At 57.8% G+C, this 24,308-nt stretch carries 22 protein-coding genes; 9 read left to right on the forward strand and 13 right to left on the reverse strand.

The features are described from left to right. The coding region (locus tag AC2FND_RS08615) for a DcaP family trimeric outer membrane transporter (protein ID WP_496769157.1) at nt 1–941 on the forward strand (941 nt) is incomplete at its 5' end. A gap of 86 nt (nt 942–1,027) precedes the next feature. On the opposite strand, the gene AC2FND_RS08620 is transcribed toward AC2FND_RS08615, so the two are convergent. From AC2FND_RS08620 to AC2FND_RS08630, 3 genes are all read right to left on the reverse strand, one after another. After that, nucleotides 1,028–1,381: a hypothetical protein gene (locus AC2FND_RS08620; RefSeq protein ID WP_209504586.1), complete on the reverse strand. Its 354-nt coding sequence runs from the start codon at nt 1,379–1,381 to the stop codon at nt 1,028–1,030. Between the two features lie 133 nt (nt 1,382–1,514). Then, nucleotides 1,515–2,000: a DUF6497 family protein gene (locus tag AC2FND_RS08625; RefSeq protein WP_209504587.1), complete on the reverse strand. Its 486-nt coding sequence runs from the start codon at nt 1,998–2,000 to the stop codon at nt 1,515–1,517. 113 nt (nt 2,001–2,113) lie between these two features. Next, nucleotides 2,114–3,646, reverse strand: a complete 1,533-nt coding sequence (locus tag AC2FND_RS08630) for an acyl-CoA carboxylase subunit beta (RefSeq protein ID WP_480582916.1) — start codon at nt 3,644–3,646, stop codon at nt 2,114–2,116. A 183-nt stretch (nt 3,647–3,829) separates the two neighbouring features. Here AC2FND_RS08630 and AC2FND_RS08635 point away from each other — a divergent pair, with 183 nt between their 5' ends. Continuing rightward, entirely contained in the window at nt 3,830–5,035 is a 1,206-nt protein-coding gene (locus tag AC2FND_RS08635; RefSeq protein WP_480506219.1) for a multidrug effflux MFS transporter, read from the forward strand. 63 nt (nt 5,036–5,098) lie between these two features. Further along, entirely contained in the window at nt 5,099–6,499 is a 1,401-nt protein-coding gene (locus tag AC2FND_RS08640; protein WP_209504590.1) for a helix-turn-helix domain-containing protein, read from the forward strand. A gap of 72 nt (nt 6,500–6,571) precedes the next feature. Here the strand turns inward: AC2FND_RS08640 and AC2FND_RS08645 are convergent, their stop codons facing one another. From AC2FND_RS08645 to AC2FND_RS08670, 6 genes are all read right to left on the reverse strand, one after another. Then, on the reverse strand, nt 6,572–6,811 hold the full coding sequence (locus AC2FND_RS08645; protein WP_496769158.1) for an HP1242/YdcH family protein: 240 nt from the start codon (nt 6,809–6,811) through the stop codon (nt 6,572–6,574). A gap of 256 nt (nt 6,812–7,067) precedes the next feature. After that, nucleotides 7,068–8,726, reverse strand: coding sequence for a choline dehydrogenase (gene betA, locus AC2FND_RS08650; RefSeq protein ID WP_209504592.1), 1,659 nt, complete (start codon nt 8,724–8,726; stop codon nt 7,068–7,070). Nucleotides 8,727–8,792: 66 nt separating this feature from the next. Beyond that, nucleotides 8,793–10,301 (reverse strand): choline-sulfatase, encoded by a 1,509-nt coding sequence (gene betC / locus AC2FND_RS08655; protein ID WP_496769160.1) that lies wholly within the window; start codon nt 10,299–10,301, stop codon nt 8,793–8,795. Further along, the gene (betI, locus tag AC2FND_RS08660; protein ID WP_209504594.1) at nt 10,298–10,870 is read right to left on the reverse strand and encodes a choline-binding transcriptional repressor BetI; all 573 of its coding nucleotides are present in this window, start codon (nt 10,868–10,870) and stop codon (nt 10,298–10,300) included. Before betI ends, betC begins: the two co-directional genes overlap by 4 nt. An 83-nt stretch (nt 10,871–10,953) precedes the next feature. Further along, nucleotides 10,954–11,862: a DMT family transporter gene (locus AC2FND_RS08665; protein ID WP_209504595.1), complete on the reverse strand. Its 909-nt coding sequence runs from the start codon at nt 11,860–11,862 to the stop codon at nt 10,954–10,956. Nucleotides 11,863–11,902: 40 nt separating this feature from the next. Next, nucleotides 11,903–12,502: a LysE/ArgO family amino acid transporter gene (locus AC2FND_RS08670; protein ID WP_209597865.1), complete on the reverse strand. Its 600-nt coding sequence runs from the start codon at nt 12,500–12,502 to the stop codon at nt 11,903–11,905. A gap of 87 nt (nt 12,503–12,589) precedes the next feature. Between AC2FND_RS08670 and AC2FND_RS08675 the strand changes: the two genes are divergently transcribed. Both AC2FND_RS08675 and AC2FND_RS08680 read left to right on the forward strand, forming a co-directional pair. Next, complete coding sequence (locus tag AC2FND_RS08675) at nt 12,590–13,483, forward strand: LysR family transcriptional regulator ArgP (protein ID WP_496769163.1); 894 nt, start codon at nt 12,590–12,592, stop codon at nt 13,481–13,483. A gap of 27 nt (nt 13,484–13,510) precedes the next feature. After that, nucleotides 13,511–14,200: a nitroreductase family protein gene (locus tag AC2FND_RS08680; protein WP_496769164.1), complete on the forward strand. Its 690-nt coding sequence runs from the start codon at nt 13,511–13,513 to the stop codon at nt 14,198–14,200. A gap of 46 nt (nt 14,201–14,246) precedes the next feature. Here the strand turns inward: AC2FND_RS08680 and AC2FND_RS08685 are convergent, their stop codons facing one another. Together AC2FND_RS08685 and AC2FND_RS08690 are read right to left on the reverse strand one after the other, a co-directional pair. Continuing rightward, complete coding sequence (locus tag AC2FND_RS08685) at nt 14,247–15,506, reverse strand: permease (protein ID WP_496769166.1); 1,260 nt, start codon at nt 15,504–15,506, stop codon at nt 14,247–14,249. A gap of 145 nt (nt 15,507–15,651) precedes the next feature. Continuing rightward, nucleotides 15,652–16,392 carry a YebC/PmpR family DNA-binding transcriptional regulator gene (locus AC2FND_RS08690; RefSeq protein ID WP_209504600.1) on the reverse strand — a complete coding sequence of 247 codons (741 nt, stop codon included), beginning with the start codon at nt 16,390–16,392 and terminating at the stop codon, nt 15,652–15,654. 110 nt (nt 16,393–16,502) lie between these two features. Between AC2FND_RS08690 and AC2FND_RS08695 the strand changes: the two genes are divergently transcribed. The 4 genes from AC2FND_RS08695 (at nt 16,503) to AC2FND_RS08710 (ending at nt 21,629) form a co-directional block, all read left to right on the forward strand. Further along, the gene (locus AC2FND_RS08695) at nt 16,503–18,275 is read left to right on the forward strand and encodes an SLC13 family permease (protein ID WP_496769168.1); all 1,773 of its coding nucleotides are present in this window, start codon (nt 16,503–16,505) and stop codon (nt 18,273–18,275) included. Between the two features lie 16 nt (nt 18,276–18,291). After that, nucleotides 18,292–19,026 carry a glutamine amidotransferase gene (locus tag AC2FND_RS08700; RefSeq protein ID WP_496769170.1) on the forward strand — a complete coding sequence of 245 codons (735 nt, stop codon included), beginning with the start codon at nt 18,292–18,294 and terminating at the stop codon, nt 19,024–19,026. A gap of 73 nt (nt 19,027–19,099) precedes the next feature. Then, complete coding sequence (locus AC2FND_RS08705; RefSeq protein ID WP_480481982.1) at nt 19,100–19,957, forward strand: bile acid:sodium symporter family protein; 858 nt, start codon at nt 19,100–19,102, stop codon at nt 19,955–19,957. Between the two features lie 10 nt (nt 19,958–19,967). Next, a complete protein-coding gene (locus AC2FND_RS08710) occupies nt 19,968–21,629 on the forward strand; it encodes an FAD-binding dehydrogenase (protein WP_496769172.1) in 1,662 nt (553 codons plus the stop codon). Between the two features lie 13 nt (nt 21,630–21,642). Here the strand turns inward: AC2FND_RS08710 and AC2FND_RS08715 are convergent, their stop codons facing one another. Both AC2FND_RS08715 and AC2FND_RS08720 read right to left on the reverse strand, forming a co-directional pair. Continuing rightward, on the reverse strand, nt 21,643–22,380 hold the full coding sequence (locus tag AC2FND_RS08715; protein WP_496769174.1) for a YbaY family lipoprotein: 738 nt from the start codon (nt 22,378–22,380) through the stop codon (nt 21,643–21,645). Nucleotides 22,381–22,476: 96 nt separating this feature from the next. Then, nucleotides 22,477–24,255, reverse strand: coding sequence for an SLC13 family permease (locus tag AC2FND_RS08720; protein WP_209597878.1), 1,779 nt, complete (start codon nt 24,253–24,255; stop codon nt 22,477–22,479). Nucleotides 24,256–24,308: the final 53 nt, after the last annotated feature.

Genomic DNA, 24,308 nt, shown 5'->3' on the forward strand with positions numbered 1-24,308 from the left:
CCGATTTCTTCTATGACTTCGACTACGATCAGGGGGATACGGCGTTCGTGAATGTTATCGGTGAACCCTCGGCCGCGACAGACGGCACCTTCGGGGCAACCGTTCGCCAATCGCGGATCGGATTGCGCACCACCACCCCAAGCGGGATCGGTGACATTGGCGGACAGCTTGAGCTTGACCTGTTCGGTTCCGGCGGCACGGCTGAATTGCGCATTCGCCATGCCAACATCACCATCGGCGATCAGTTCCTGATTGGTCAGTACTGGACCAACTTCCAACCATTGGACACCTACCCGACCACTGTCGAATTCAACGGCCCGGTGGGTATCGCATTCGCTCGTGTCCCACAGCTGAGATACACCGGACAGCTTGGCAGCAATGCACAGTTTGCGGTCTCGATCGAAGAGAACGTCAGCGGGTCGAATTCCGATGATCCCGTCCTGACAGCTTCGGCGGAATATAACGACGGCACATACATTGCCCGTGGTGCCGTTTTGTACGGTAAAGCCAATTCCGGCAATGTCGAAGTGGATCAAACCGGCTTTACGCTTTCCGGCGGCATTCGCCCCTGGCAAGGCGGGTTGTTCCAGGTCAACTACGTCACAGGTGAGGCGCTTGGCCCGTACCTGATCGGTCTCGGCGATGCCATTGTCGGTGGGCAGGCCAACGATGTGGATGGCTACACCGTGGAATTCAGGCAGGACCTCGGCGCAAAGTGGAATGTCGGTATTGCTTACGGTCGTGAAGACTATGATCTGCCAACCTCGACCGGGACGCTGTCCTTCACCGAGCTGGAAACGATCCATGTCAACGCGTTCTACAAGGCGACGGACAGTCTGACACTCAGCGCCGAATACATCTATGGCGAGCGGAATGACGCGCCCACCGGCAGAACCTTTGACGGCAGCCGCGTTCAGCTTGCAGCCCAGTTGAACTTCTGAGACCACACATAAATCCTGCCCGGTTTCGGGCAGGATTTTCCCGAAACTGGCAGTGATCGGATTATGTGCGGCAGCGAATGTCACAATCAGTCCATCCCGTCGATGATGTCCGGGAAGGATGCGCGCGCAGCGTTTACGTCGATAACGAGCAAGGCATCATAACTGGCCGGATCAAAGGGGTCTTCTGCCGGGATGACTTCGCGCCCGAACAGCCAGCTCAAACGCCCAGCATCCAGATTGCCCCGTTCGAACGGCTGGTCGCCGAAATGGGCCCAAAGGGCTTCCATGAACGCACTATCAGCGCGCCTGTCCGCAGGTTTACGGTCCCGAAACCGCTCGCGCCGCGTTAACGGTGTAGCGCCCTTTGGGTTGGCGCGACGAATGGTGAACTGAAAGTCAGTGCCTGAAAGGCGACCGGGGAAACCACGATGCTTCAGCATGAAAGGCCCTCTTGTGTCATACTTGCAGACAAAAGCAATTCGAGCCCGAAAAGGGATGGGATCATGATGCGCACCTCCAAAGCCGCACAGTTGGTCTGAGACGCTTTGTACTCATGGATTCCTGCGGTCATGGTCAAAGCCCCTCCCAGATACACTGGGACTGCTCCAGCCGGTAGGCCTCAAAAAACTGGGTCGCATCAGGGGCGGCATCACCAAACTCTACCGGGCGATCGGACAAAGAGATCACGACCCGCGCCGGATGCAATTCATGCTGCGCGACATATGGAACGGCCAGAATCTGGCACAGGTGCTCCATATCCTTCGACGCCACATCATATCCGATCCGTCCCACTGACGCGCCTATTCTGGGCGCGATAAAGCGAAAGCGCAGCCAAAGCTCGCCGGGATTGTTGTCCAGCAGGACATCGCTCAGTTGCACTGGCTGGCCCGACGGAACCGGCAGCAAAGTATCGGAGTCTGCAAAAGCAGGATGGCTGAAGGCGAGAGCAACCAGACAAATGGCGCGACCCCGGACCCACCAGCGGCGAGCTCCTCCTTCCGGGGTCGCGCGCGCAGTACGATTGGTCTGCGCGGTTCTATGTCTGACGGGTCGGATCATTCAACTATTTGCCGGTTTTTGTCAATTCCGCCTCAATTTGAGGGCGTTTTAGCCTCAGAGCCGCTGTGACAGTCTAAGATTGAGCGGGGCGGGCCACCCCGCCCCCAGAAGGATCACAGCGGGATATTGTCGTGCTTTTTCCATGGGTTCTTCAGCTGTTTGCCGCGCAAGCTGGCAAATGCCCGGGATACACGACGGCGGGTCGAATGCGGCATGATCACCTCATCGATGAAACCGCGCTCGGCTGCCACAAAGGGATTTGCAAATCGGTCTTCGTAATCCTTGGTGTGAGATGCGATCTTGTCCGCATCCCCCAGATCGGCGCGGTGAATGATCTCGGTCGCCCCTTTGGCCCCCATGACCGCAATTTCGGCGGTGGGCCAGGCATAGTTGAAATCACCGCGCAAATGCTTGGAGGCCATAACGTCGTAAGCACCACCATAAGCCTTTCGGGTAATCACCGTCACCTTCGGCACGGTTGCCTCGCCATAGGCAAACAGCAACTTGGCCCCATGTTTGATGACCCCGCCATATTCCTGGCTTGTTCCCGGCAGGAAGCCAGGAACATCGACCAGTGTCAGGATCGGGATTTCGAAGCAGTCACAGAAGCGTACAAAGCGCGCAGCCTTGCGCGAGGAGTCGATATCCAGACACCCGGCCAACACCATCGGCTGGTTTGCGACGACGCCTACGGTCTGACCTTCCAGCCGGATGAACCCGGTAATGATATTCTTGGCAAAATCTTCCTGAATTTCATAGAAATCGCCTTCATCCGCCACTTTGGCGATGAGTTCCTTCATATCGTAGGGCGTGTTCGGATTTTCTGGCACAAGAGTGTCCAGCGAAGCCTCGATCCGGCCGGGTTCGTCAAAGAACGGGCGCACGGGCGGCTTTTCGCGGTTGTTGAGGGGCAGGAAGTCCACCAGGCGCCGCACCTCGGCCAAAGCTTCGACGTCGTTTTCGAACGCGCCATCAGCGACCGAGGATTTCTTGGTATGGGTCGAGGCCCCGCCCAGTTCCTCGGCAGTCACTACTTCGTTGGTTACGGTCTTCACCACATCCGGGCCGGTCACGAACATGTAAGAGGTGTCTTTGACCATGAAGATAAAGTCGGTCATCGCCGGGCTGTACACCGCGCCACCCGCGCAGGGCCCCATGATTACGCTGATCTGCGGCACCACGCCCGAAGCCATGATATTGCGCTGGAACACTTCGGCATAACCCGCCAGCGAAGCCACACCTTCTTGAATGCGCGCGCCGCCCGAATCGTTGATACCAATCACCGGCGCACCGTTCTGGACCGCCATGTCCATAATCTTGCAGATCTTCTGAGCATGGGTTTCCGACAGCGATCCGCCAAAGACGGTAAAATCCTGGCTGAACACATAAACCATGCGCCCGTTGATCGTGCCCCAACCGGTGACAACACCGTCACCCGCAGGCTTTTGTTTTTCCATCCCGAAATCGGTGCAGCGGTGGCTGACAAACATGTCAAACTCTTCAAAGCTGCCCTCGTCCAACAGCAGTTCGATCCGTTCACGCGCGGTCAGTTTGCCGCGAGCGTGCTGGGCATCGATCCGTTTCTGCCCACCGCCCAGACGTGCGTTGTCGCGGCGGTCTTCCAATTCGGAAAGAATGTCTTTCATGACGACTATCCCCTTATAAATTTGCCGGGACCCTACCTGCTTGGGCCGCTCATCCAAAGCTATTTTCGGCAAATTTGCAAAATTTCAGCAACAGTAATTTGGATAACTGCAAAACTGCGAATTTTTACAGGCAATTCTGCGAATGGCTGGCAATCCGAAAACCCACGGCTATACATGTGAACCATGCAGTTCAGCTCTGACGCGGTCCACCGCACACCACCCACATTGGCGACGCTTGTTTTACTCTCGGGCCTGTCCGCCCTGAGCATGAACCTGTTTCTGCCCAGCCTGCCAAACATGGCCGAGTATTTCGAAACCGATTACAAGGTCATGCAGCTGTCGATTGCGCTTTATCTGCTGATCAATGCCATTCTTCAAATTCTTATAGGTCCAATTGCGGATCAGGCAGGTCGCAGACCAGTTTTACTGTGGGGCCTTGGCCTATTCCTGATGGCGACCCTTGGGTGCATCTTCGCCCCCAATGCCACGGTTTTTCTGGCGTTCAGGATGTGTCAGGCGGTTGTGGTGGTCGGTATGGTTCTCAGCCGCGCAGCGGTGCGGGATATGTACGATCAGGATCAAGCTGCCTCGATGATCGGTTATGTGACGATGGGCATGGCCGTGGTTCCGATGATCGGCCCTGCCATCGGCGGCTTGCTGGAAGTGAGTTTTGGTTGGAAAGCGAATTTCTGGCTGCCCTTTGCCGTGGGTCTGCTGACTATGGCACTGACCTATTCGGACTTTGGGGAAACATCGGCAAAAAGCGGCAAAACGCTCGTCCAGCAATTCAAGGAATATCCCGAACTTCTGACCTCGCCACGGTTCTGGGGATATTCACTGGCTTGTGCCTTCTCATCGGGTTCGTTTTTCGCCTATCTCGGCGGCGCACCTTTCATCGGCACCGAATTGTTCGGGTTGAGCGCGGCACAGGTTGGCATTTATTTTGGCGCACCTGCGGTTGGGTATTTTGTTGGTAATTTCATGAGCGGACGTTTTTCAGTGCGGTTCGGTGTGAACCGCATGGTGCTATGGGGAAGCCTGCTCAATGCGTTTGGCGTCGCTGTGTCGGCATTGCTGTTTCTGGCCGACCGTGGAACCGCACTCAGTTTCTTTGGGTTCATGACATTTGTGGGCGTCGGCAATGGCATGGTCATCCCCAACGCAACCTCGGGCGCGCTATCAGTGCGCCCTCAACTGGCTGCAACCGCCTCGGGCCTGAGTGGCGCCATCATGTTAGGTGGCGGTGCCGGGCTGAGCGCGTTGGCAGGTGCCCTGCTGACACGTGAAACCGGCGCGATGCCGCTGCTTTGGCTGATGCTGGCAACAGCAGTTCTGGCAATCGTCGCAATTTCAACTGTCGTACGAAGAGAACGGCAATTGGGGCTGTAATCGCTTGCCCCAATGACTTTGCAAAGTTAACCTCGGAAATTGGAAAACTTGCAAAGGCACCCAATGGCCACCCAAAAGCTCTATGCGGGCGCGAAACTGCGCGAAATGCGAACGCGCCTGACCCTGACGCAGCGTGAATTTGCCGCCAAACTGGGCGTTTCACTGCCCTATCTGAACCAGATGGAAAATAACAACCGGCCGATCTCGACCACGGTTGTGCTGGCTCTGGCGCAGGAATTCGGAATGGATGTTACCGAACTCAGCACCGGCGACAGCGAACGTCTTGTTTCAGACATGCGCGAGGCGCTGGCCGATCCAGTTTTTGCCGACATACAGCCCCCTCTGGCCGATCTGCGCCTGACGGCATCCAACGCCCCCGCCCTGGCGCGCGCGTTTATCGAATTACACAAAACCTACCGGCAGACGCATGAACGACTAGCCTCGCTGGACGAGGCTTTGGGGCGTGAAGATGCGCGTATTCAGGCCAGCCCGTGGGAAGAAGTGCGCGATTTCTTCCACTATTGCGACAACTACATCGACGCCGTGGACAGGGCCGCAGAACTGTTTGCCAACCGCGCCGACGGGCCTGGCGGTATCCGGCAAGCCGCCCTGAGTAGCCTTTCAGAGCGCGGAATTCAGGTGGTTTTTTCAGATATGGGCCCTTTGCGCGCTTATGATGTCGACAGCAAAATTTTGCGCCTGTCCTCCCGTGCAGCGCCGCAGACGCAGGTGTTCCAGCTTCTGTTGCAGGTCGCGCTGATCAGTCAGGACCAGTTGCTGGAGGCGACGCTGGATTTCGCCAAATTCCAAAGCGACGAAGCCCGCGCCATCGCCAAGATCGGTCTTGCCAACTATTTCGCTGGTGCCTCTCTGATGCCTTATACCGCGTTTTTGACCGCCGCTCAGGAAGAGCGTCACGATCTGGAGCTGCTCAGCAACCGGTTCGGCGCGTCGGTCGAGCAGGTTGCACATCGGCTGTCGACACTACAGCGTCCCGGCGCCAAGGGTATCCCGTTCTTCTTCGTCCGGGTTGATCAGGCGGGGACGATCACCAAGCGGCACTCGGCCACACGCCTGCAATTTGCACGTTTTGGTGGCGCTTGCCCGCTTTGGAACGTGCATCGGGCCTTTGAAACGCCCGGGCATTTCCTGCGGCAGCTGGCGGAAACACCAGATGGCGTTCGCTATATCTCGCTGGCACGGGATGTCTCAAAATCGGGGGGCTCGTTCGGTGCGCCCGTCAGACGGTACGCCATTGCGTTGGGGTGCGAGGTCCGCCATGCCCCGGCGCTTGTTTATGCTGATAACCTCGACATCAACAATGCCAGCGCTTACGAGCCCATTGGAATTTCCTGCCGCATCTGCGAGCGGCAAACATGTCACCAGCGTTCGGTTCCGCCGCTGGAACGTCGTCTGAGCATCGACACCCATATTCGCGGCACTCTGCCCTATGAAGTGACCTGATCTTAGTCTGATTTATTATCCCACCGCAGTCGCGTCTCTGGTCACGACGGGGGCAGAGCCCCCGCCAGTGGTTTAAGCCTTGGACAGGATCGCCCAGATCTCATCCTTTAGCGCGGCGCGTTTTTTGCGCAGATCAACCTCGGCCAGCTCATCCATGGGTTCGACATTGGTTTCGGCGCGGTGTACTTCGCGGTTGACCTCATGATACTCATCGGCCAGCCGGGCAAAATGCGCATCCGACTGCTTGAGCTGGCTCATCAGTTCAACTTTGTCCGGAAACTCTTCGGCCAGTTCATGCGGGGTGTGAGACATCTCTGTTCGCTCCTTCATATGTCGTTGCAAATCAGTGATAGAAGCGTGATCGGGCTTTCGCTTTGACCCGGATCAACTAGCCGTAATAATCCCGCGAATTTCAAAACAACGCCACGCGCCATCCTGCCGTGCAGGGGGCAAGTTGTTCTGAAACGTGGCTCAGGCTTATCTGGACAGGAACACTGAACTTTTTGCCAGCATACCCCCCGGCAAGCGCCGAAAATTTACGCATTCAACCGGGGGCAGTTCAGAAGGATTAACGCTGAGCGGTTGCCCAGCCGGGGTGAATCCACGGGCGATCATTGGCCTTGGGCAACGGGTCTTTGCCCAGCAAAGAATCCGATACTTTCTCGCCAACCATGATCGAGGGGGCGTTGAGATTGCCGTTGGTGATCTGCGGGAAAATCGAACTGTCTGCGACGCGCAGCCCATCCACGCCGATGACGCGACCCTCGGGATCGACCACCGCACCTTTGTCATCCGCACGCCCCATCCGGCAGGTGCCGCAGGGGTGATAGGCGCTTTCGGCATGTTCCGCGATAAAGGCGTTCAGCTCTTCATCCGTTTGCACAGCGGCACCCGGCTGAATTTCCTTGCCCGCATAGGGTTTGAAAGCGTTTTGCCCAAAGATTTCACGGGTCAGCCGGATACAAGTGCGGAAATCTTCCCAATCTTCTTCGTGACTCATGTAGTTGAACTTGATCACCGGCGCGTCTGCGGCTTGGGCAGAGCGCAATGTGACCGCCCCGCGCGACGGGGACCGCATCGGGCCGACATGCGCCTGGAACCCGTGCCCCTCTGCCGCCGCCTGCCCGTCGTAGCGAACTGCGATCGGCAGAAAGTGGTACTGAATGTCGGGATATTCCACGCCCGGTTTCGACCTGATGAACGCCGCGCTTTCAAACTGGTTCGATGCGCCCAAACCTGTCTTGGTAAACAACCATTGCGCCCCGATCAGGCCTTTGCTGAACAGGTTCCAGTGCTTGTAGAGCGTGATCGGCTGCAGCGAAGCTTGTTGAATATACAGCTCCAGATGGTCCTGAAGGTTCGCACCCACCCCCGGACGATCCGCAACGACGTCGATCCCATGCTCGGCCAGATGCGCGCCCGGTCCGATTCCGGACAGCATAAGCAGCTTGGGCGAGTTGATCGAGGACGCGGCCAGAACGACCTCGCGCCGGGCCTTGATGATTTCTTTCTTATCGCCACGGATCAGTTCCACACCAGTGGCGCGACCGTTTTCCATAACAACCCGAGACGCAAGACCCCGCACGATATCGCAATTGTCGCGTTTGAGCGCTGGCTTCAGATAGGCATTCGCCGCTGACCAGCGCCGCCCTTTCCAGACGGTCTGTTCCATCGGGCCAAAGCCTTCCTGCTTTTCGCCGTTATAGTCGCCGGTGACCTCGTATCCCGCCTGCTGGCCTGCATCGACAAAGGCCTGAAACAGTGGATTTGCGCGTGGGCCGCGTGACACATGCAACGGGCCGTCAGTGCCGCGCCAGGCCGGATCGCCGCCATGACCACCGTCATGCCAGGTCTCCATACGTTTGTAATAGGGCAGAACATCCGCATAAGACCAGCCGTCAGCCCCCATCTCGGCCCATGTGTCGAAATCGCGTGCGTGACCGCGCACATAGACCATGCCGTTGATCGACGATGACCCGCCGATCACCTTGCCGCGCGGGCAGGCCAGACGGCGGTTGTTCAGATGCGGTTCAGGCTCGGATTGATATCCCCAGTCATAGCGCGACATGTTCATCGGATAGCTGAGCGCGGCAGGCATCTGGATAAACGGCCCCATGTCGGTGCCACCGTGCTCGATCACAAGAACCGAGGCCCCGGCCTCGCTCAGACGATATGCCATTGCGCAGCCTGCGGACCCTGCGCCAACGATGACAAAATCTGCTTCCATATTCACAACTCCTCACCCGCCGGGTATGACGCCTCCGGCGGGAGTATTTTCAAAAAGATGAAGAGGTTACTTGCCGCGTGGGAACCGGGCGTTTTCCTCGACGATGTTCAGATCCATGTGATTGCGCATGTAGCGTTCCGACGCTTTTTGCAGCGGCTGATAATCCCACGGGTAGTATCCGCCCTGCCGCAGCGCTTCGTACACAACCCAACGCCGCGCCTGACTGGCGCGGACATCCGCGTCGAAGCGCTCCAAATCCCATCGGGCCTCGGATTTTGCGCGCAGGGTTTGCAGTGTGCCCGCATGTTCGGGGCTGCCTGCCAGATTGGTCAGCTCATGCGGGTCTGCCTCGAGATCAAACAGTTGATCCGGGTCCAGCGCGCATCGATTGTATTTCCACTTGCCATAGCGCAGCGACACCAGCGGCGCGTAAGATGCCTCGGCCGCATATTCCATGGCCACAGGCGCGGTTCGCGCGCCACCTTGCGCCAATGGCACCAGGTTTTCGCCGTCCGTCCATGGGGCGATCTCGGCCATGTCAACGCCTGCCAGCGCCCCGAGCGTGGGTGTGACATCGATGGTGGAAACTGGCGTATCGATCCGCCCCGCAGGCAAGTCCGGGGACAAAATCATCAAAGGAACGCGCGCCGAGCCTTCGTAGAAGTTCATTTTGAACCAAAGGCCACGTTCGCCCAGCATGTCACCGTGATCCGAGACGAACAGGATGATCGCCTCTTGCCGTGTCGTTTCGAGCACTTCGAGGATTTCACCGATCTTGTCATCGAGATATGTGATGTTGGCGAAATAAGCACGGCGGGACTTGCGAATGTCTTCCTCGGTGATGTCGAAGCTACGCCAGTCGTTGGCATCAAAGATCCGCTTGGCGTGAGGATCCTGGTTGTCATAGCCGATATCAGCGATTTCGGGCAGCAAATGCGCGCAATCCTCGTAAAGGTCCCAGTATTTGCGACGGGCGACATAGGGATCATGCGGATGGGTGAAGCTGACCGTCACGCACCATGGGCGGTCATCCTTGCCGCGCGCAAGGTCATAGAGTTTGGCCTTGGCGTTGTAAGCCACCTCGTCATCGTACTCCATCTGGTTCGAGATTTCGGCAATACCCGCGCCGGTCACCGACCCCATGTTGTGATACCACCAGTCGATCCGCTCACCCGGCTTTCGGTAGTCTGGTGTCCAGCCAAAATCGGCCGGGTAGATATCAGTTGTCAGGCGATCCTCAAACCCGTGCATCTGGTCCGGGCCGACAAAGTGCATTTTACCTGACAGACAGGTGTAATATCCGGCCCTGCGCAAATGGTGTGCGTAAGTTGGGATATCGCTGCGGAACTCTGCCGCGTTATCGTAGACACCAGTGCGCGAGGGCAATTGACCGGACATAAAGCTGGCCCGCCCCGGCGCACAAAGCGGCGACGCTGTATAAGCGTTGGCAAAACGGGTCGACCTTTCGGCCAGTTTCTTCAGGTTCGGAGCATGAAGCCAGTCAGCGGGACCGTCGGGAAAGAGGGTTCCGTTCAGCTGATCCACCATCAGGATCAGAATGTTCGGTTTTGTCATTTTTCAGCCTCGAGCAGAGTATCGAGCACACGCATAGCGTGGTTCACGGCCAATTGCGGTTCTTCCGGGGCGCTGAGCGCTGCGCGAATATAGAGCCCGTCAATCAGGGCAATCATGTTCTCGGCAGCCTCAACCGGATCCTGCATCCTTGGACGCAGGGCATGAACCAGATTCGATCTGATGCGCGCCTGATAGATCTGCCACAATCGCAGCGCGTCACTGTTGGTCTGCGCCAACACATAAAACGTCATCCAAGCGGCAGTCACGTCAGGTGTGAAACACGAAGGGGCAAAACAGGCGTGGATAATCGCCTCTGCCCGGTTGCCCGGTTTGGCCGCTTTCAACTGGGCCCTGGCTTCGTCGCTGAAGTCGGCGAGGATCTGACGCATTGCGGCCAGAAATATCTGATCCTTTCCGCCAAAATAATGGTGGGCCAATGCGCTGGACATGCCCGCGCGTTTGGCAATCTGGCTGACAGTTACATCCAGGGATTTCTTGACACCCAGTTCAGCAATCGTCGCTCGAACAATCGCGTCCTTGCGGATCGGCTCCATTCCAACTTTTGGCATCGCTTTCCCCATACAGGTGTCATGCGACCAAGCTAGGATGTTTTTATTGACTCGTCAATCAATGTAAGCGCAGAGATGTCACTTCACAGCTTCGGCGCAATACTGGGAGGCGTCAAGTCCCGACGGTTCAACATGAACTCGCGCCATGAGATGAAGCTTACAGCGCCCAGTATCAGGGTTCCGCCAGCCACAACCCATAGGTCGACACTTTCGTGGAAGATCGCTGCACCCACAAGCGTGGCCCAGATCAACTGCAGGAATGTAACGGGTTGTGTGACGGCCACAGGCGCGGCCTGCAACGCCAATGTCATGAAGTAATGACCTGCGGTCGCAAAGCTGGCCACCAGAAACAGAACCCCGAGTTCTTGCATACTGGGCCGGGTCCAGACGGCAACCGCAAATGGGATCAAGGCGATAGTTACCCAGATGGACAGATGCGCCACGACAACCGAAGGCGGAACGTCGCGGACAAGAAGCTTGGCCAGCAAATAGGACCCGCTTAGCATCAGGGCCGTTCCGAGCATGGCAAGGTGACCTTGCGAGACCTCGCGAAACCCGGGGCGCAGGATAACCAGTACGCCCACCAAGGCGACCAGAATGGCGGCAACCCTGCGAAAAGCCAGCTTCTCGCCCAGAAACAGGGCCGCGCCCAAGGTGACATAAACCGGCGTCATGTAGTTCATGGCAGTGACTTCGGCCAAGGGGATTTGTGTCATGGCAAAAAACCAAAGCATGACAGCTATCGCGTGTACGACACCGCGCAAACCGAACAACGTCAGCAGGCGGGGTGTCAGCCGGGTCGCCATGATCGACCGCAAGGCCGGTAACAGAAACACCAATCCCAGCGCATAACGCAGGAATGCAGCCTGGATCGGATTCATCGTCGTGCCCAGAGATTTGACCAAAGCGGTCATCACAACAAAGGACAGCCCGGCGGCAAACATCCAGAACATACCGGCAAGCGGGCGCGACGAAACGGCAAGCGATGTCATGGCTTAGGTTGAACACCGAAACCCTGCCGGGAACAACCCTTCACATGATAACAAGTTTCAGTGCGATACCCAGCATTACGACCCCGATCACTGCGTCCAGCACCTGCCAGGCGCGCGGGCGCGCAAACACCGGAGACAGAACACCCGCGCCGTATCCAAGTGAAAAGAAGAAGACAAAGCTGGACGTGACCGCCCCGATGGCAAATCCGACCCGGTCATCATACTGTGCCGAGATTGAGCCGATCAGAACCACTGTATCCAGATAGACATGCGGGTTCAGCCAGGTGAAGGCGAGAACGGCAAGCATCGCGGTTCTGAGGCTGGTTCGCGGGCCGCTGCCCGTTTCCATCACCGCGCCACCCCGCAGGGCAGACCCGAAGCTGCGCAGCCCATACCATGTCAGAAAAGCAACCCCGCCATATCGCATTACAGGTTCAAACCAGGGGGCTGAATGGGCCAGAGTCCCGAACCCTGTGACGCCTGCAACGATCAAAACCGCGTCGGACATTGAGCAGGTCAGGCACAGAAGAAACACATGTTCACGCCGCAATCCCTGTCGCAGAATAAAGGCGTTCTGTGCCCCGATGGCGAGGATCAGACTGAAACCCAGCGCGAAACCGGCGATCATGGACGTGGGCATGGGACCTCCTGCTATTGCAAGACATTGACTAAGGCCGTCGGTGCGATCTATCAAATTAAAGATGTTATTCCATGTTAAGTTTGGCTAATGCTGCTGGATCCTCTTCACCTGTCCGCTTTGTCTGCCATTCTGCGCCATGGCAGCTTTGATGCGGCTGCGGCAGAGCTGGCGGTGACGCCCTCGGCGATATCCCAGCGGATCAGGGCGCTTGAAGATCGGATTGGAGCCACCCTGATACATCGGGGCAGCCCTTGCACCGGAACGCCCGCCGGGCTGCGCATTGCCCGTTACGCGGAAGATGTCGGGCTGCTTGAGGCACAGTTGGTTCGAGAACTGACGCTGGAGCAGGAACCAAGGTCCGCCCGCGTCCGCATCGCTGTACCGGCAGACAGTCTGGCCACCTGGTTTGTTGATGCGATGGCGCAGGTGCCTGACATGCTGTTCGATCTGGTGATCGACGATCAGGATCACTCCGCAGATTGGCTGCGACGAGGCGAGGTAAGCGCCGCCGTCACCGTTGGTGGCCAGACAGTGACCGGGTGCGACGCGATCCCATTGGGCGTGTTGCGCTATCTGCCAACGGCCAGCCCGGAATTCATCAACACCTGGTTTCGGGACAAAGTGACCGAGGCAGAGCTGGACAAGGCACCCTGCCTGATTTTCAACCAAAAGGACGGGCTACAAAGGGCCTGGATTGTTCAACACACAGGCAAACGCCTGACACCCCCGTCTCATTTCCTGCCTTCTTCACACGGGTTCGTGGACGCGGCGATTGCCGGGCTTGGGTGGGGCATGAACCCCGCAGCGCTGGTGCAGGAGGCTTTGAAACATGGGCTGTTGCGCCCCATCGTGCCCGATGCGCCGTTGGATGTCGCGCTGAGCTGGCAGGTTGGGCGTGTTCTTGCGCCCGCGCTCAAACCTCTGACCCAGGCTGTCAAACGTGCCTCAGAACGAATTCTGCTTCCGCCTCAAAGCAGCTAAACAAACACGACATTTTTGGAGGAACCGATGTTCTCACGTGACGCTCTTGGCTATGACCCCATTCCCCTGCCGGACCGATGCGACATCAGCGATGCAGACATGCTGGGCGCGGCGCAGGCATTTTACGAAAAGATGCGTCAGCGTCACACTGTCCGGGATTTCAGCCCCCGCCCCGTTGCCCGTGAGGTAATCGAATCCAGCTTGCGCACCGCGGGCACCGCCCCGTCGGGCGCCAATCACCAACCCTGGCATTTTGCTGCCATCTCGGATCCTGCCCTGAAATACCGCATCCGGGAAGAAGCCGAAGAAGAAGAACGCCAGTTCTACGCAGGTGGCGCCGGGGATGAATGGATCAAGGCACTGGAGCCTATCGGAACCAACGCTGTAAAAGAACATCTGACAATCGCCCCTTGGCTGATCGTGGTATTTGCCCAGCGCTGGGGGCAATTCGAGGATGGAACGCGGTACAAGAACTACTACGTCCCGGAGAGTGTAAACATTGCCACCGGCTTTCTGATTGCCGCGCTGCATCACGCGGGCCTCAGCACTCTGACCCACACCCCGAATCCGATGCGGTTTCTGAACGACGCGCTGGACCGGCCCGCGTCAGAAAAACCAACCATGATCATCGCGGTGGGGCATCCGTCAGAAGACGCGACTGTGCCTGCTGTTGCAAAACTCAAGAAACCCCTGGACGAGATTTCATCCTTCTTCTGAGGCCATCGCAACGGTGGCCGAAAACTCAATTCGTGGGCTGTACTGTCTATTTCTGTTCCGGTTGCATCATGCGGTAGCAGTTTACACAGGACGCCAGACTGGCGACGACGATGAAAGCCACGGCCATTGCGACCTCGTGCATATGGGCGACAGCGGCAAGGCCCGCGGACAACAACACTGCGGTTAAACGCGCAAACGCCTTGACCGCTGCCGATCCCCGCACCCGCTGTTCTTTGGGTGCCACATCCAGAAAATAGAGTTTACGCGCACTGCTGGTCCCGGTCACCGCAACGGTGACAATGAACAGCGCAATTGCATGCAAGTGAACCTGATGGTCGATGCCCAAATAGTGGAACACCAAAAGAACACTGCCTGTTGCGGCGACCATCAATGTCCCGACCACCATGACCGCACGATGGGATTTCATGTTGATGATTTGCCACAGAGGGCCCGATACAAGATATCCCGAAGCGGAAGAGACGATCATCGCGGTCAATCCCTGTGTCGAGCTGTGATGCGCTTCGGCTGCGATGAGCGCGAAGAACGGAACGGACAGCGACACAGCAACCAAGGGCAGACGCATGATCATATAGCTCCGGAACCACTGGTATTCGAACATACCCAGAATACCCTTGATATTCGCCTTAATCGAAATGCCCCTTTCGGACTTCTGCGGCGTCGTCGGTGCACCCTCACGCACGGTTTCCGTCATCGCCAGCATGAACAGACCCGACAGAAGGAAGAATAAAACCGAAACGCCAATCATGACTGAATGGCGTGAAAAGGGTGGATTATCCTTGGTGATCTGATGCACCAGCAACGCAAGGCCAATGGCACATAGCCCCCCGGCACCAAGCTGCAGGTATTGCATGACCATGCGCGAACGCGCCTGAACGTGGTCCCCGAGCAGATCCGTAAGCATCAGGGTCTGCACTTCGCTGACAAGCCCGATCACAAGAAATACAGACAGGAAAACCACAGCGATCAATGGGACAGCCCCGGTTGCGGCCGCAGCTATTGCCAGAAGCAGACAGGCGCCAATGACCGCTTCGGTCAACGCAATCGCACGTTTCTTCTTGCTTCTTGCTGCAACGGGTTGTGCCAGAAAGAAATCCGCAATCAAGCAACCGACCATCCGCACCGACACCAGTGCACCCGCCACAAACATCGGCAACTCGAAGGAAACGGCTAGAAACGGCAAAACAACCGACGGGCTGCCGAGCGTCCACGCGACCTGAGACAGGATACTCTGCCCAGCCAGAACGGGCACGTTGCGCTTGGCCTGATCGGAAGGTTTGAATGTCATTCGTACTGTGTCTTCATGTTTTCTGGATTTCCCGCACTTTCAGCCTAAGCGCATCGAATGTTTCAGCCAATAATTCAATAAAACCGTCAAAAAACAAAAAACCCGGCCGTTGCGACCGGGTTTCAATGAGTTGGTATGGGTCAGCTCAAAGCTGAGCCATGACCTCGTCGGTGGCTTCGAAGTTGGTCGTGACACGCTGAACGTCGTCATCGTCTTCCAGTGCATCGACCAGTTTCATCAGCTTTTGCATGTCCTCAAGGCCCAGTTCCGTCGTTGTGGTCGGTTTCCAGACCAGCTTGGTGGATTCAGACTCGCCCAGCGCCCCTTCCAGAGCGTTTGAGACATCGTTCAGATCAGTATCCGCGCACCAGATGATGTGACCGTCTTCCGAGCTTTCGACGTCTTCGGCTCCGGCCTCAATGGCGGCCTCAAAAATCGTGTCGGCATCGCCAGCATCTGCCGGGTAAATGACCTCACCCTTGCGGTCAAACATGAACCCAACCGAGCCGGTCTCGCCCAGATTGCCACCGTTCTTCGAGAACGTGGAACGAACGGTCGATGCGGTCCGATTGCGGTTGTCGGTCATGGTTTCGACAATTACCGCAACACCATTGGGCCCATAGCCCTCATAGCGGATTTCTTCGTAGTCCTCGCCTTCACCCGCTTGCGATTTCTTGATCGCGCGGTCGATCACGTCCTTGGGGACCGAGTTCGACTTGGCTTCTTTCACCGCCAGACGCAGGCGCGGGTTCTTGTCTGGATCGGGATCGCCCATCTTGGCGGCCACGGTGATCTCTTTGGACAGTTTGGAAAATAGTTTGGACCGCGCGGCGTCCTGACGCCCCTTGCGGTGCTGGATGTTGGCCCATTTGGAGTGGCCTGCCATAGTGCGTCCTCGTCATCATGTTTGCGTGTTCGGCGCTCATATAGACGTTTGCGGGGGGCAGGATCAAGAGAGCGGCTTGCGACGACCTCACCGCCTTGTATGGTGACGGCATGACGACAGATCAGATCATACTTTTTGCCCTTTTCATCACCGTCTTCGGAATGCTGCTATGGGGTCGGTTTCGATACGACCTTGTGGCCTTTGCCGCGCTTATGATTGGCGTCGTGCTGGGTGTTGTGCCTGTCGGTGACGCCTTCGCGGGCTTTGGCCACCCGGCGACCATTATCGTCGCGCTGGTGCTTGTGGTCTCGGCCGGTTTGGTCAGGTCGGGAGCGGTCTTTCTGATCACCCGCACTCTGGTTGATGCGTCACGGGGACTGGGCGCGCATATCGCCCTGATGGGCGGGATCAGTGCCATTCTGTCGGCTTTCATGAACAATGTCGCTGCGCTTGCCCTGCTGATGCCCGTGGATATTCAGACCGCGCGCAAAGCAGGTCGCCCTCCGAGCCTGTCCCTGATGCCGCTGAGCTTTGCTACCATTCTGGGGGGCATGGTCACCCTGATCGGTACCCCTCCGAATATCATCATCGCCTCGATCCGGCAGGAAACGCTCGATGAGCCGTTTCACATGTTCGATTTCGCCCCTGTTGGTGGAATAGCAGCGATTGCCGGTCTGGCATTTGTCGCGCTGATCGGATGGCGGTTGATCCCCAATCGCGGCGTGCAACAAGAAACATCCGAGGTGCTGGCCGAATACATTGCCGAACTGACGATTCCGCCGGGGTCTGCCCATATCGGCAAACGGGTCAGCGAACTTTATGAAACGGCCGAAAAATCCGACGTGGCTATCATCGGCCTGATCCGGGATGGGAAACGGCGATATGGCCGGTCAACCCATGCCACATTGAACGATGGCGACGCGTTGGTGCTGGAAGCACGCCCCGAAGCACTGGACGAATTCCGTTCTGCGCTGAAACTGGATTTCTCGGACACGCGACGGCAGGAGCTGCTGACGGCTGAAGGCGAAGGTCTGGAAGTAATCGAAGTGGTCGTTCCCGAAAGCGCGCGCATAACCGGCCGTACTGCGCAGGGTATTGGACTGGCCTGGCGCCAAAGTACCGTCCTGATGGGCATCTCGCGTCAGGGTCGTCAGATCACCGAACAGGTTCGCAAGACCGAGGTTCAACCGGGAGATATCCTGCTGCTGCTTTGCCCCCGTGATCGCAGCGCCGACGTGACAGAATGGCTGGGTTGTCTGCCTCTGGCCGAGCGCGGTTTGAACGTGACGGCAAACGACAAGGCCTGGCTGGCCATCGGTCTGTTTGCCGCTGCCGTTTTCGCGGCCAGTGTCGGATTGATTTACCTTCCAGTCGCATTGGGTCTTGTCGTCATTGCCTATGTGCTAACCAAGGTCATGCCAATCACGGAGATCTATAACCATATCGAATGGCCCGTTGTTGTGCTGCTGGGTTCGATGATCCCTCTGGGCAGCGCTTTGGAAACATCCGGCGGCACCGAGCTAATTGCCAATGCGCTGATCCAGCTGACCAACGGCCTGCCTGCATGGGCGATCCTGACCGTACTGATGGTCGTGACGATGACCTTGTCGGATGTCCTGAACAACACCGCCACCGCCATCGTCGCGGCCCCGGTGGGCATCCAGATGGCCCAAACGCTCGGGGTGTCGCCCGACCCGTTCCTGATGACCGTGGCCGTTGCGGCCTCGGCTGCGTTCCTGACGCCTATCGGTCACAAGAACAACACGCTGGTTCTGGGCCCCGGCGGCTATCATTTTGGCGACTACTGGCGCATGGGCCTGCCGCTGGAGGCTCTGATCATCGCGGTTTCCGTCCCCGCCATCCTTGTCTTTTGGCCGCTGTGACGGGTAAAGGCTGTTCATGAAACGCTTTTTGATCCTGCAACTGCGCCCGGAAACGGATGCCTCAGACGCAGAATATGCTTCGATCCTGAACCGCAGCGGGTTATCGCCCGAACGCACACACCGCATCCGTCTGGATTGCGACGACCTGCCAGAAGTGCTGAAAGTCGCCGACTATGCGGGGGTTATTGTAGGCGGTGGGCCGGGATGCGTCAGTGATGACCCCGCAACCAAATCCGCGACGGATGCGCGGATCGAGGCTGCGATTATGGGGTTGATGCCGCAGATCATCGAACAGGATCACCCGTTCATGGGCTGCTGCTATGGCCTTGGTATTCTGGCGGTACATTTGGATGGCAACGTCAGCAAAGCCCGGTATGGCGAACCTGTGGGACCGTCCAGCTGCCGCCTGACCCCCGAAGGACAACAAGACCCGCTTACTGCAGAATTGGACGCCACCTTTGATGCTTTTGTTGGTCACAAAGAAGCGGTTCAAACCCTGCCCGAGGGCTGCGTTCACCTTGTTGCGTCCGACCCCTGCCCGTTCCAGATGATCCGCTGGGGCCAGAACGTCTATGCCACTCAGTTCCACCCGGAAGCCGATGCCAAAGACTTTGAACAACGCATCAACATCTACAAGAACCATGGCTACTTCCCGCCCGAAGACGCGCAGAAACTGATCGACCATTGCCATTCGGCAGAGGTTACGCAACCCGGCGAAATCCTGCGCCGTTTCGTCCAGCGATACGAGTGACCCAACGGCGCGGTTGCCTGCGCCTTGCCCCCTCGCATAGGCTGATCTGACGCAACTTTGGGAGGGGTTGTCCTTGGATTTGCTTTTGAATGTCGGCTTGCCGGTGTCGCTTGCCATTATCATGTTGTCTCTGGGCATCGGGCTGGAGGTGGCAGACTTCCGTCGTATCCTGAGCCGGCGACGCGCCTTTGCCATCGGGGCGGTAAGCCAGATTGTTCTCTTGCCAGTCGCAGCCTTTGTGACGGTCACAATCTTTGCATTGCCCCCCGAGATCGCGGTTGGTTTCATGCTGCTCAGTTTTTGCCCGGGCGGCGTAACCAGCAACATCCTCTCCAAGCTCGCCAAAGCCGATGTCGCGCTTTCGGTCAGCCTGACCGCCGTGATCAGCCTTTTGTCGATGGTGACCGTACCAATACTGGCCGCGTGGTCGATCAGGCACTTCATGGGCGACGAAGCACCCGAGGTTTCGATCACCGGGCTGGCTGTTGCATTGTTTCTGATAACAACGCTGCCTGTGGCAATCGGGGTCGGAATTCGCTACTTTGCAACGGAGTTTGCAAACCGCGTAGAGCCGGGATTGTCTACGCTCGCGACCGTTTTGTTCGTGCTGATCGTTGCCGCGGCACTGGCCGGGAACTGGCAATTGTTCGTCGACAATCTTGGCATCATGGGCGCAGGCTTGATTTCTTTGAATATCACCCTGCTGTTCATCGGGCTGGGGCTTGCGCGGATATCAAACCTGTCCTGGAATGAGTGCAAGACGATCTCGATCGAAACCGGTATTCAAAACTCCACGCTGGGCATTACACTGGCGGCGCTGATCACGAATACCGAAAGCGGGTTCAGCCCGCTGGCCCTGCCCTCGGCGGTTTATGGCATTACGATGTACGCCGTGGTTCTACCGTTTCTTGTCTGGTTCCGCAGGCGCTGAAAGGACCGTTATGACAAACGACACTGCTGATGCGATCGTAATCGGTGCTGGTCTGGCCGGATTGGCCGCCGCAGCCGAACTGGGCGACCGAGGCAAAAAGGTAATCATACTCGATCAGGAACCTGAAACCTTTCTGGGCGGTCAGGCGTTCTGGAGCCTTGGTGGCCTGTTCATGGTCGACACCCCCGAACAGCGCCGCATGGGTATACGCGACAGCCACGATCTGGCGTTGCGCGACTGGATGGGCAGCGCACAGTTTGACCGTGACGAAGACGCATGGCCCCGCAAATGGGCCGAAGCCTATATCGAGTTTGCGGCTGGCGAGATGTGTCAGTGGCTGCACGAAATGGGCCTGCGCTGGTTTCCGGTCGTTGGCTGGGCCGAACGCGGCGGGGCTTATGCGACGGGGCACGGCAACTCGGTCCCGCGCTTTCACATCACATGGGGCACCGGCCCCGGCGTTCTTGAACACTTTATCCGACGTGTCCGCGACCATGTCAGCGCCGGATTGATCCAGATGAAGTTCCGCCACCAGGTCAGCCATATCATCATGCAGAACGGAACCGCCAAAGGTGTTTCCGGAGAAATTCTGGCCGATGACACCTCCCAGCGCGGTGGCAAAACCAACCGCGATGAGGTTGGCGAGTTCGAAGTTTATGCCCCGTCGATCATCGTCACCTCCGGCGGTATTGGCGGCAATTTTGACATGGTGCGTCAAAATTGGCCCCGGGACCGTTTGGGTGAGCCTCCCAAAGACATGGTTGCAGGGGTACCCTTTCACGTTGATGGCCGCATGATCGCAATCAGCGAAAAAGCGGGGGGCCATGTCATCAATGGTGATCGGATGTGGCATTACACCGAAGGCGTCCGCAACTGGGACCCGATCTGGCCCGCCCACGGCATTCGCATCCTGCCCGGCCCAAGTTCAATGTGGTTTGACGCCAGGGGCAACCGCCTGGCACCGCCCTGTCTGCCGGGGTTCGACACATTGGGGACACTGCGTGAGATCCTGAAAACCGGATATGAATACAGCTGGTTCGTTCTGACCCAGAAGGTGATCAAAAAGGAATTTGCGCTGTCCGGGTCGGAACAAAACCCCGACTTCACTTCGGGCAGCTGGAAAGAGGTTATCCGTCAGCGCATTCTGTCAGGTTCCAGCGCAACTGCCCCGGTCGAGGCGTTCAAGGAAAAAGGTGAGGATTTTGTTGTTGCCAACACGCTGACCGAACTGGTCAATGGCATGAACCATCTGGGCGACACTCCTATAGACGAGGCTCATCTGCGTGCCCAGATCGAAGCCCGGGATTCGCAGGTCGACAACCCATTTTCGAAAGACGCGCAGATGATGGCGATCCTTGCCGCGCGCAATTACCGCGGAGATAAACTGATCCGCACAGCCAAACCGCACAAGTTTCTGGATCCGGCCAACGGCCCGCTGATTGCCGTCAAGCTGCATATTCTGACACGCAAATCTCTGGGCGGTTTGCAGACCAATCTGGACAGTCAGATGATTGGATCAGACGGCAATGTCGTACCGGGACTGTTCGCTGCTGGCGAAGTCGCCGGATTCGGCGGCGGTGGCTATCACGGCTACAACGCGCTGGAGGGTACATTCCTGGGCGGCTGCATCTTTTCCGGTCGCAATGCCGGGCGATCAAGGGCCGTTGCCTGACGCACTTTCCCTGTTACTTGCGCACCAGTTTGATCACCGGCTGGCCCTGCGCATCTAGCAGAGCCAGAGCGTTGCCCTGCATCGCGAATGTCGTAACGTTTTGCAAGGCTTGCAGGAATTGCCGCTCAACCGCGTCCAGCGGGGGCGGGCACGCCATGAGTGTTGCCGCCATGTTGTCTGGAAACGCAATGCGATTACCGGAAATTTCGGCCTGACCACTGAACCGGTTACAGCCGCTGCTTCCTGAAAAGACCCCATCCTGACCAAAGACAAGCTCGGGGCGTTTTTCGGATTCGACAGGCGCACCATTCAGGCCCGAGGCGGCCCATTGGGTGTTGTCCAGTGCTGCCGACCCTTGTCCCTGGACCTGAACCAACAGAAGATCAGCGGCATTTTCTGCCCCATTCGTCAGAACGGGGTAAACGGTATCTGTGGTGAACAGCAGGTTTTGCCCCTGCATCACTGACGCCCGCACAGCATAGCGATGGGCATCCATGATCAGCGCATCGTCATAAGTCAATTTGAACTGCGCGGGCACCCCGCTCAGCGCATACCGTTGCGCGGCAAGTGTGACAGCGGGGGCGTCGGCCAGCGAGATATCCTGAAGCTCGACATAAAGGGTTGCGTCCGGTGGCAGTGCAATGCGCTCTCGGTACGTGGCGGTCCCTTCAACTGCACCGGCAATGGCGACACTGCTTAACGCAACCCAAGTTGCTGCACCCGCCCATATTGCGCGACCCAAATGCTGCATAGGTCAAATCCTTTTGCAAAACCTCTTCGCAAAAGATCGTGTGCCCTTGGATCTTTGCAAGATGCGCTTCGACAAAGTGGCAATTCTGCGCCGAAATCACAAAGGCCAGATCAACGGAATAAGCAACGATGCCAGCAATCCGACAGTCAGATTTAGCGGAACACCAACCTTCATGAAATCGGTGAACCTATAACCGCCAGGGCCGTACACCATCATGTTGGTCTGGTATCCGATCGGTGTTGCAAAGGACGCCGAAGCCGCCACCATAACGGCAACCACCAACGGGCGTGGGTCCATTCCGACGGCCTGGGCCAGCCCGATGGCTATAGGCGTGACCACAACCGCAACCGCATTGTTGGAAACCAGTTCGGTCAGCACCGAGGTCAGCAGATAGATCGCCCAGATGATCAGGAAGGGCGGCAAAGCGCTTAATCCCGGTGCCACGGCCTCGACAATCAGTGAAACCGCGCCAGAGCTGTCCAGTGACGCCCCGATGGCGAGCATCGCGAAGATCAGCGCCAACAGGCGACCTTCTACAAAGGAAAACGCCTCGTCCGCATCGATGCAGCGGGTCAGAAGAACCACGGCTACGGCCACAATCGACAATAGCAGGATCGGCGCGACACCCAGCGCTGCAAGGACGACGATCCCGACCAGCGCGCCAATTGCGATCGGCGCATGGCTGCGACGGAAGGCGCGTGCAGAGGGTTGGCTGACATCCACCATGTCCATGTCCGCAGCTAGGCGCTGGATATCTGCCGGGGCGCCCTCCAGCAGTAATGTATCCCCGACCCGCACCACCAGGTCATCCAACTGGCGACCGATATTCTGATTACGGCGGTGAACGGCCAGCACATAGACACCGTACCGACGCCGCAACCGCAGCATTCCCAATGTCCGCCCCACCATCCGGCATCCGGGTGTGATCAGCACCTCGACCGTCTTGGTCTCGACAGCGGAAACCTGATCCACGCGCTTAAGCTCTTTGTTGGTCTGAAGGCTCAGAAGTTCGGTCATCTCGGTCCGCAGGACCACGCGGTCACCGACCTGCAATTCAACGCCCTTCAGATTGCGCCGCAGCGATTCATCGCCCCGTACCACGTCGATCAGACGCACGCCGGGACGTTTGAACAACTGAACGCCGGTCACTTCACGCCCGATCAGGTTGCTGTCGGGTGGAATGACCGCTTCTGTGAAAAACTTCATCCTGGAGCGATCGCTAAGCAGCGAGGCCATGCTGTCCCGCTCGGGCAGCAATCTGGGGGCGATGAAACGCAGATAAATCATGCCGTAGATCACCAGTGCAATCCCCAGCGGCGTGACCTCGAATATCGTGAATGCTTTCATCCCTTGCGCACGGGCCACACCATCCACCAGCAGGTTGGTGGATGTTCCGATCAGTGTCAGTGTCCCGCCAAGAATGGCGGCATAACTGAGTGGAATTAGCAGCTTTGACGCGGGTACATTCAGCGTGCGGGCGATCTGAACAAAAACCGGGATCATGACCACAACAACGGGCGTGTTCGACACAAAAGCCGAGGCCAGAACGACGAACCCCATCAGCAAACCGATGGCAATGCGCGGGTTGACCTGCGCCTGCCTTTGCGCGGTCGACGTGAAGGCGTCTAAGGCCCCGGTCCGCACCAAGGCCCCCATGATGATGAACATCGCCGCAATCGTCCAGGGCGCGGGATTGGACAAGACCGCCAGCGCGCTTTGATAGGGCAATATCCCTGTGACCAGCATCAGTGAGACACCTCCGATGGCCACAACCTCGGTCGGGTAAACCTCGCGCAGGAACATGACGAACATGCTCGCAACAATCAGCAGCGCCAGAATTGCGCTGCCCGTCTCTGTCAGTGGAAGGAAATTCATTCGTGGTATTCTGTCCGAACCCTGGCCCAAGCGCCTGATGACATGCAGTTTCA

Source organism: Ruegeria sp. BHSB056 (assembly GCF_059613305.1).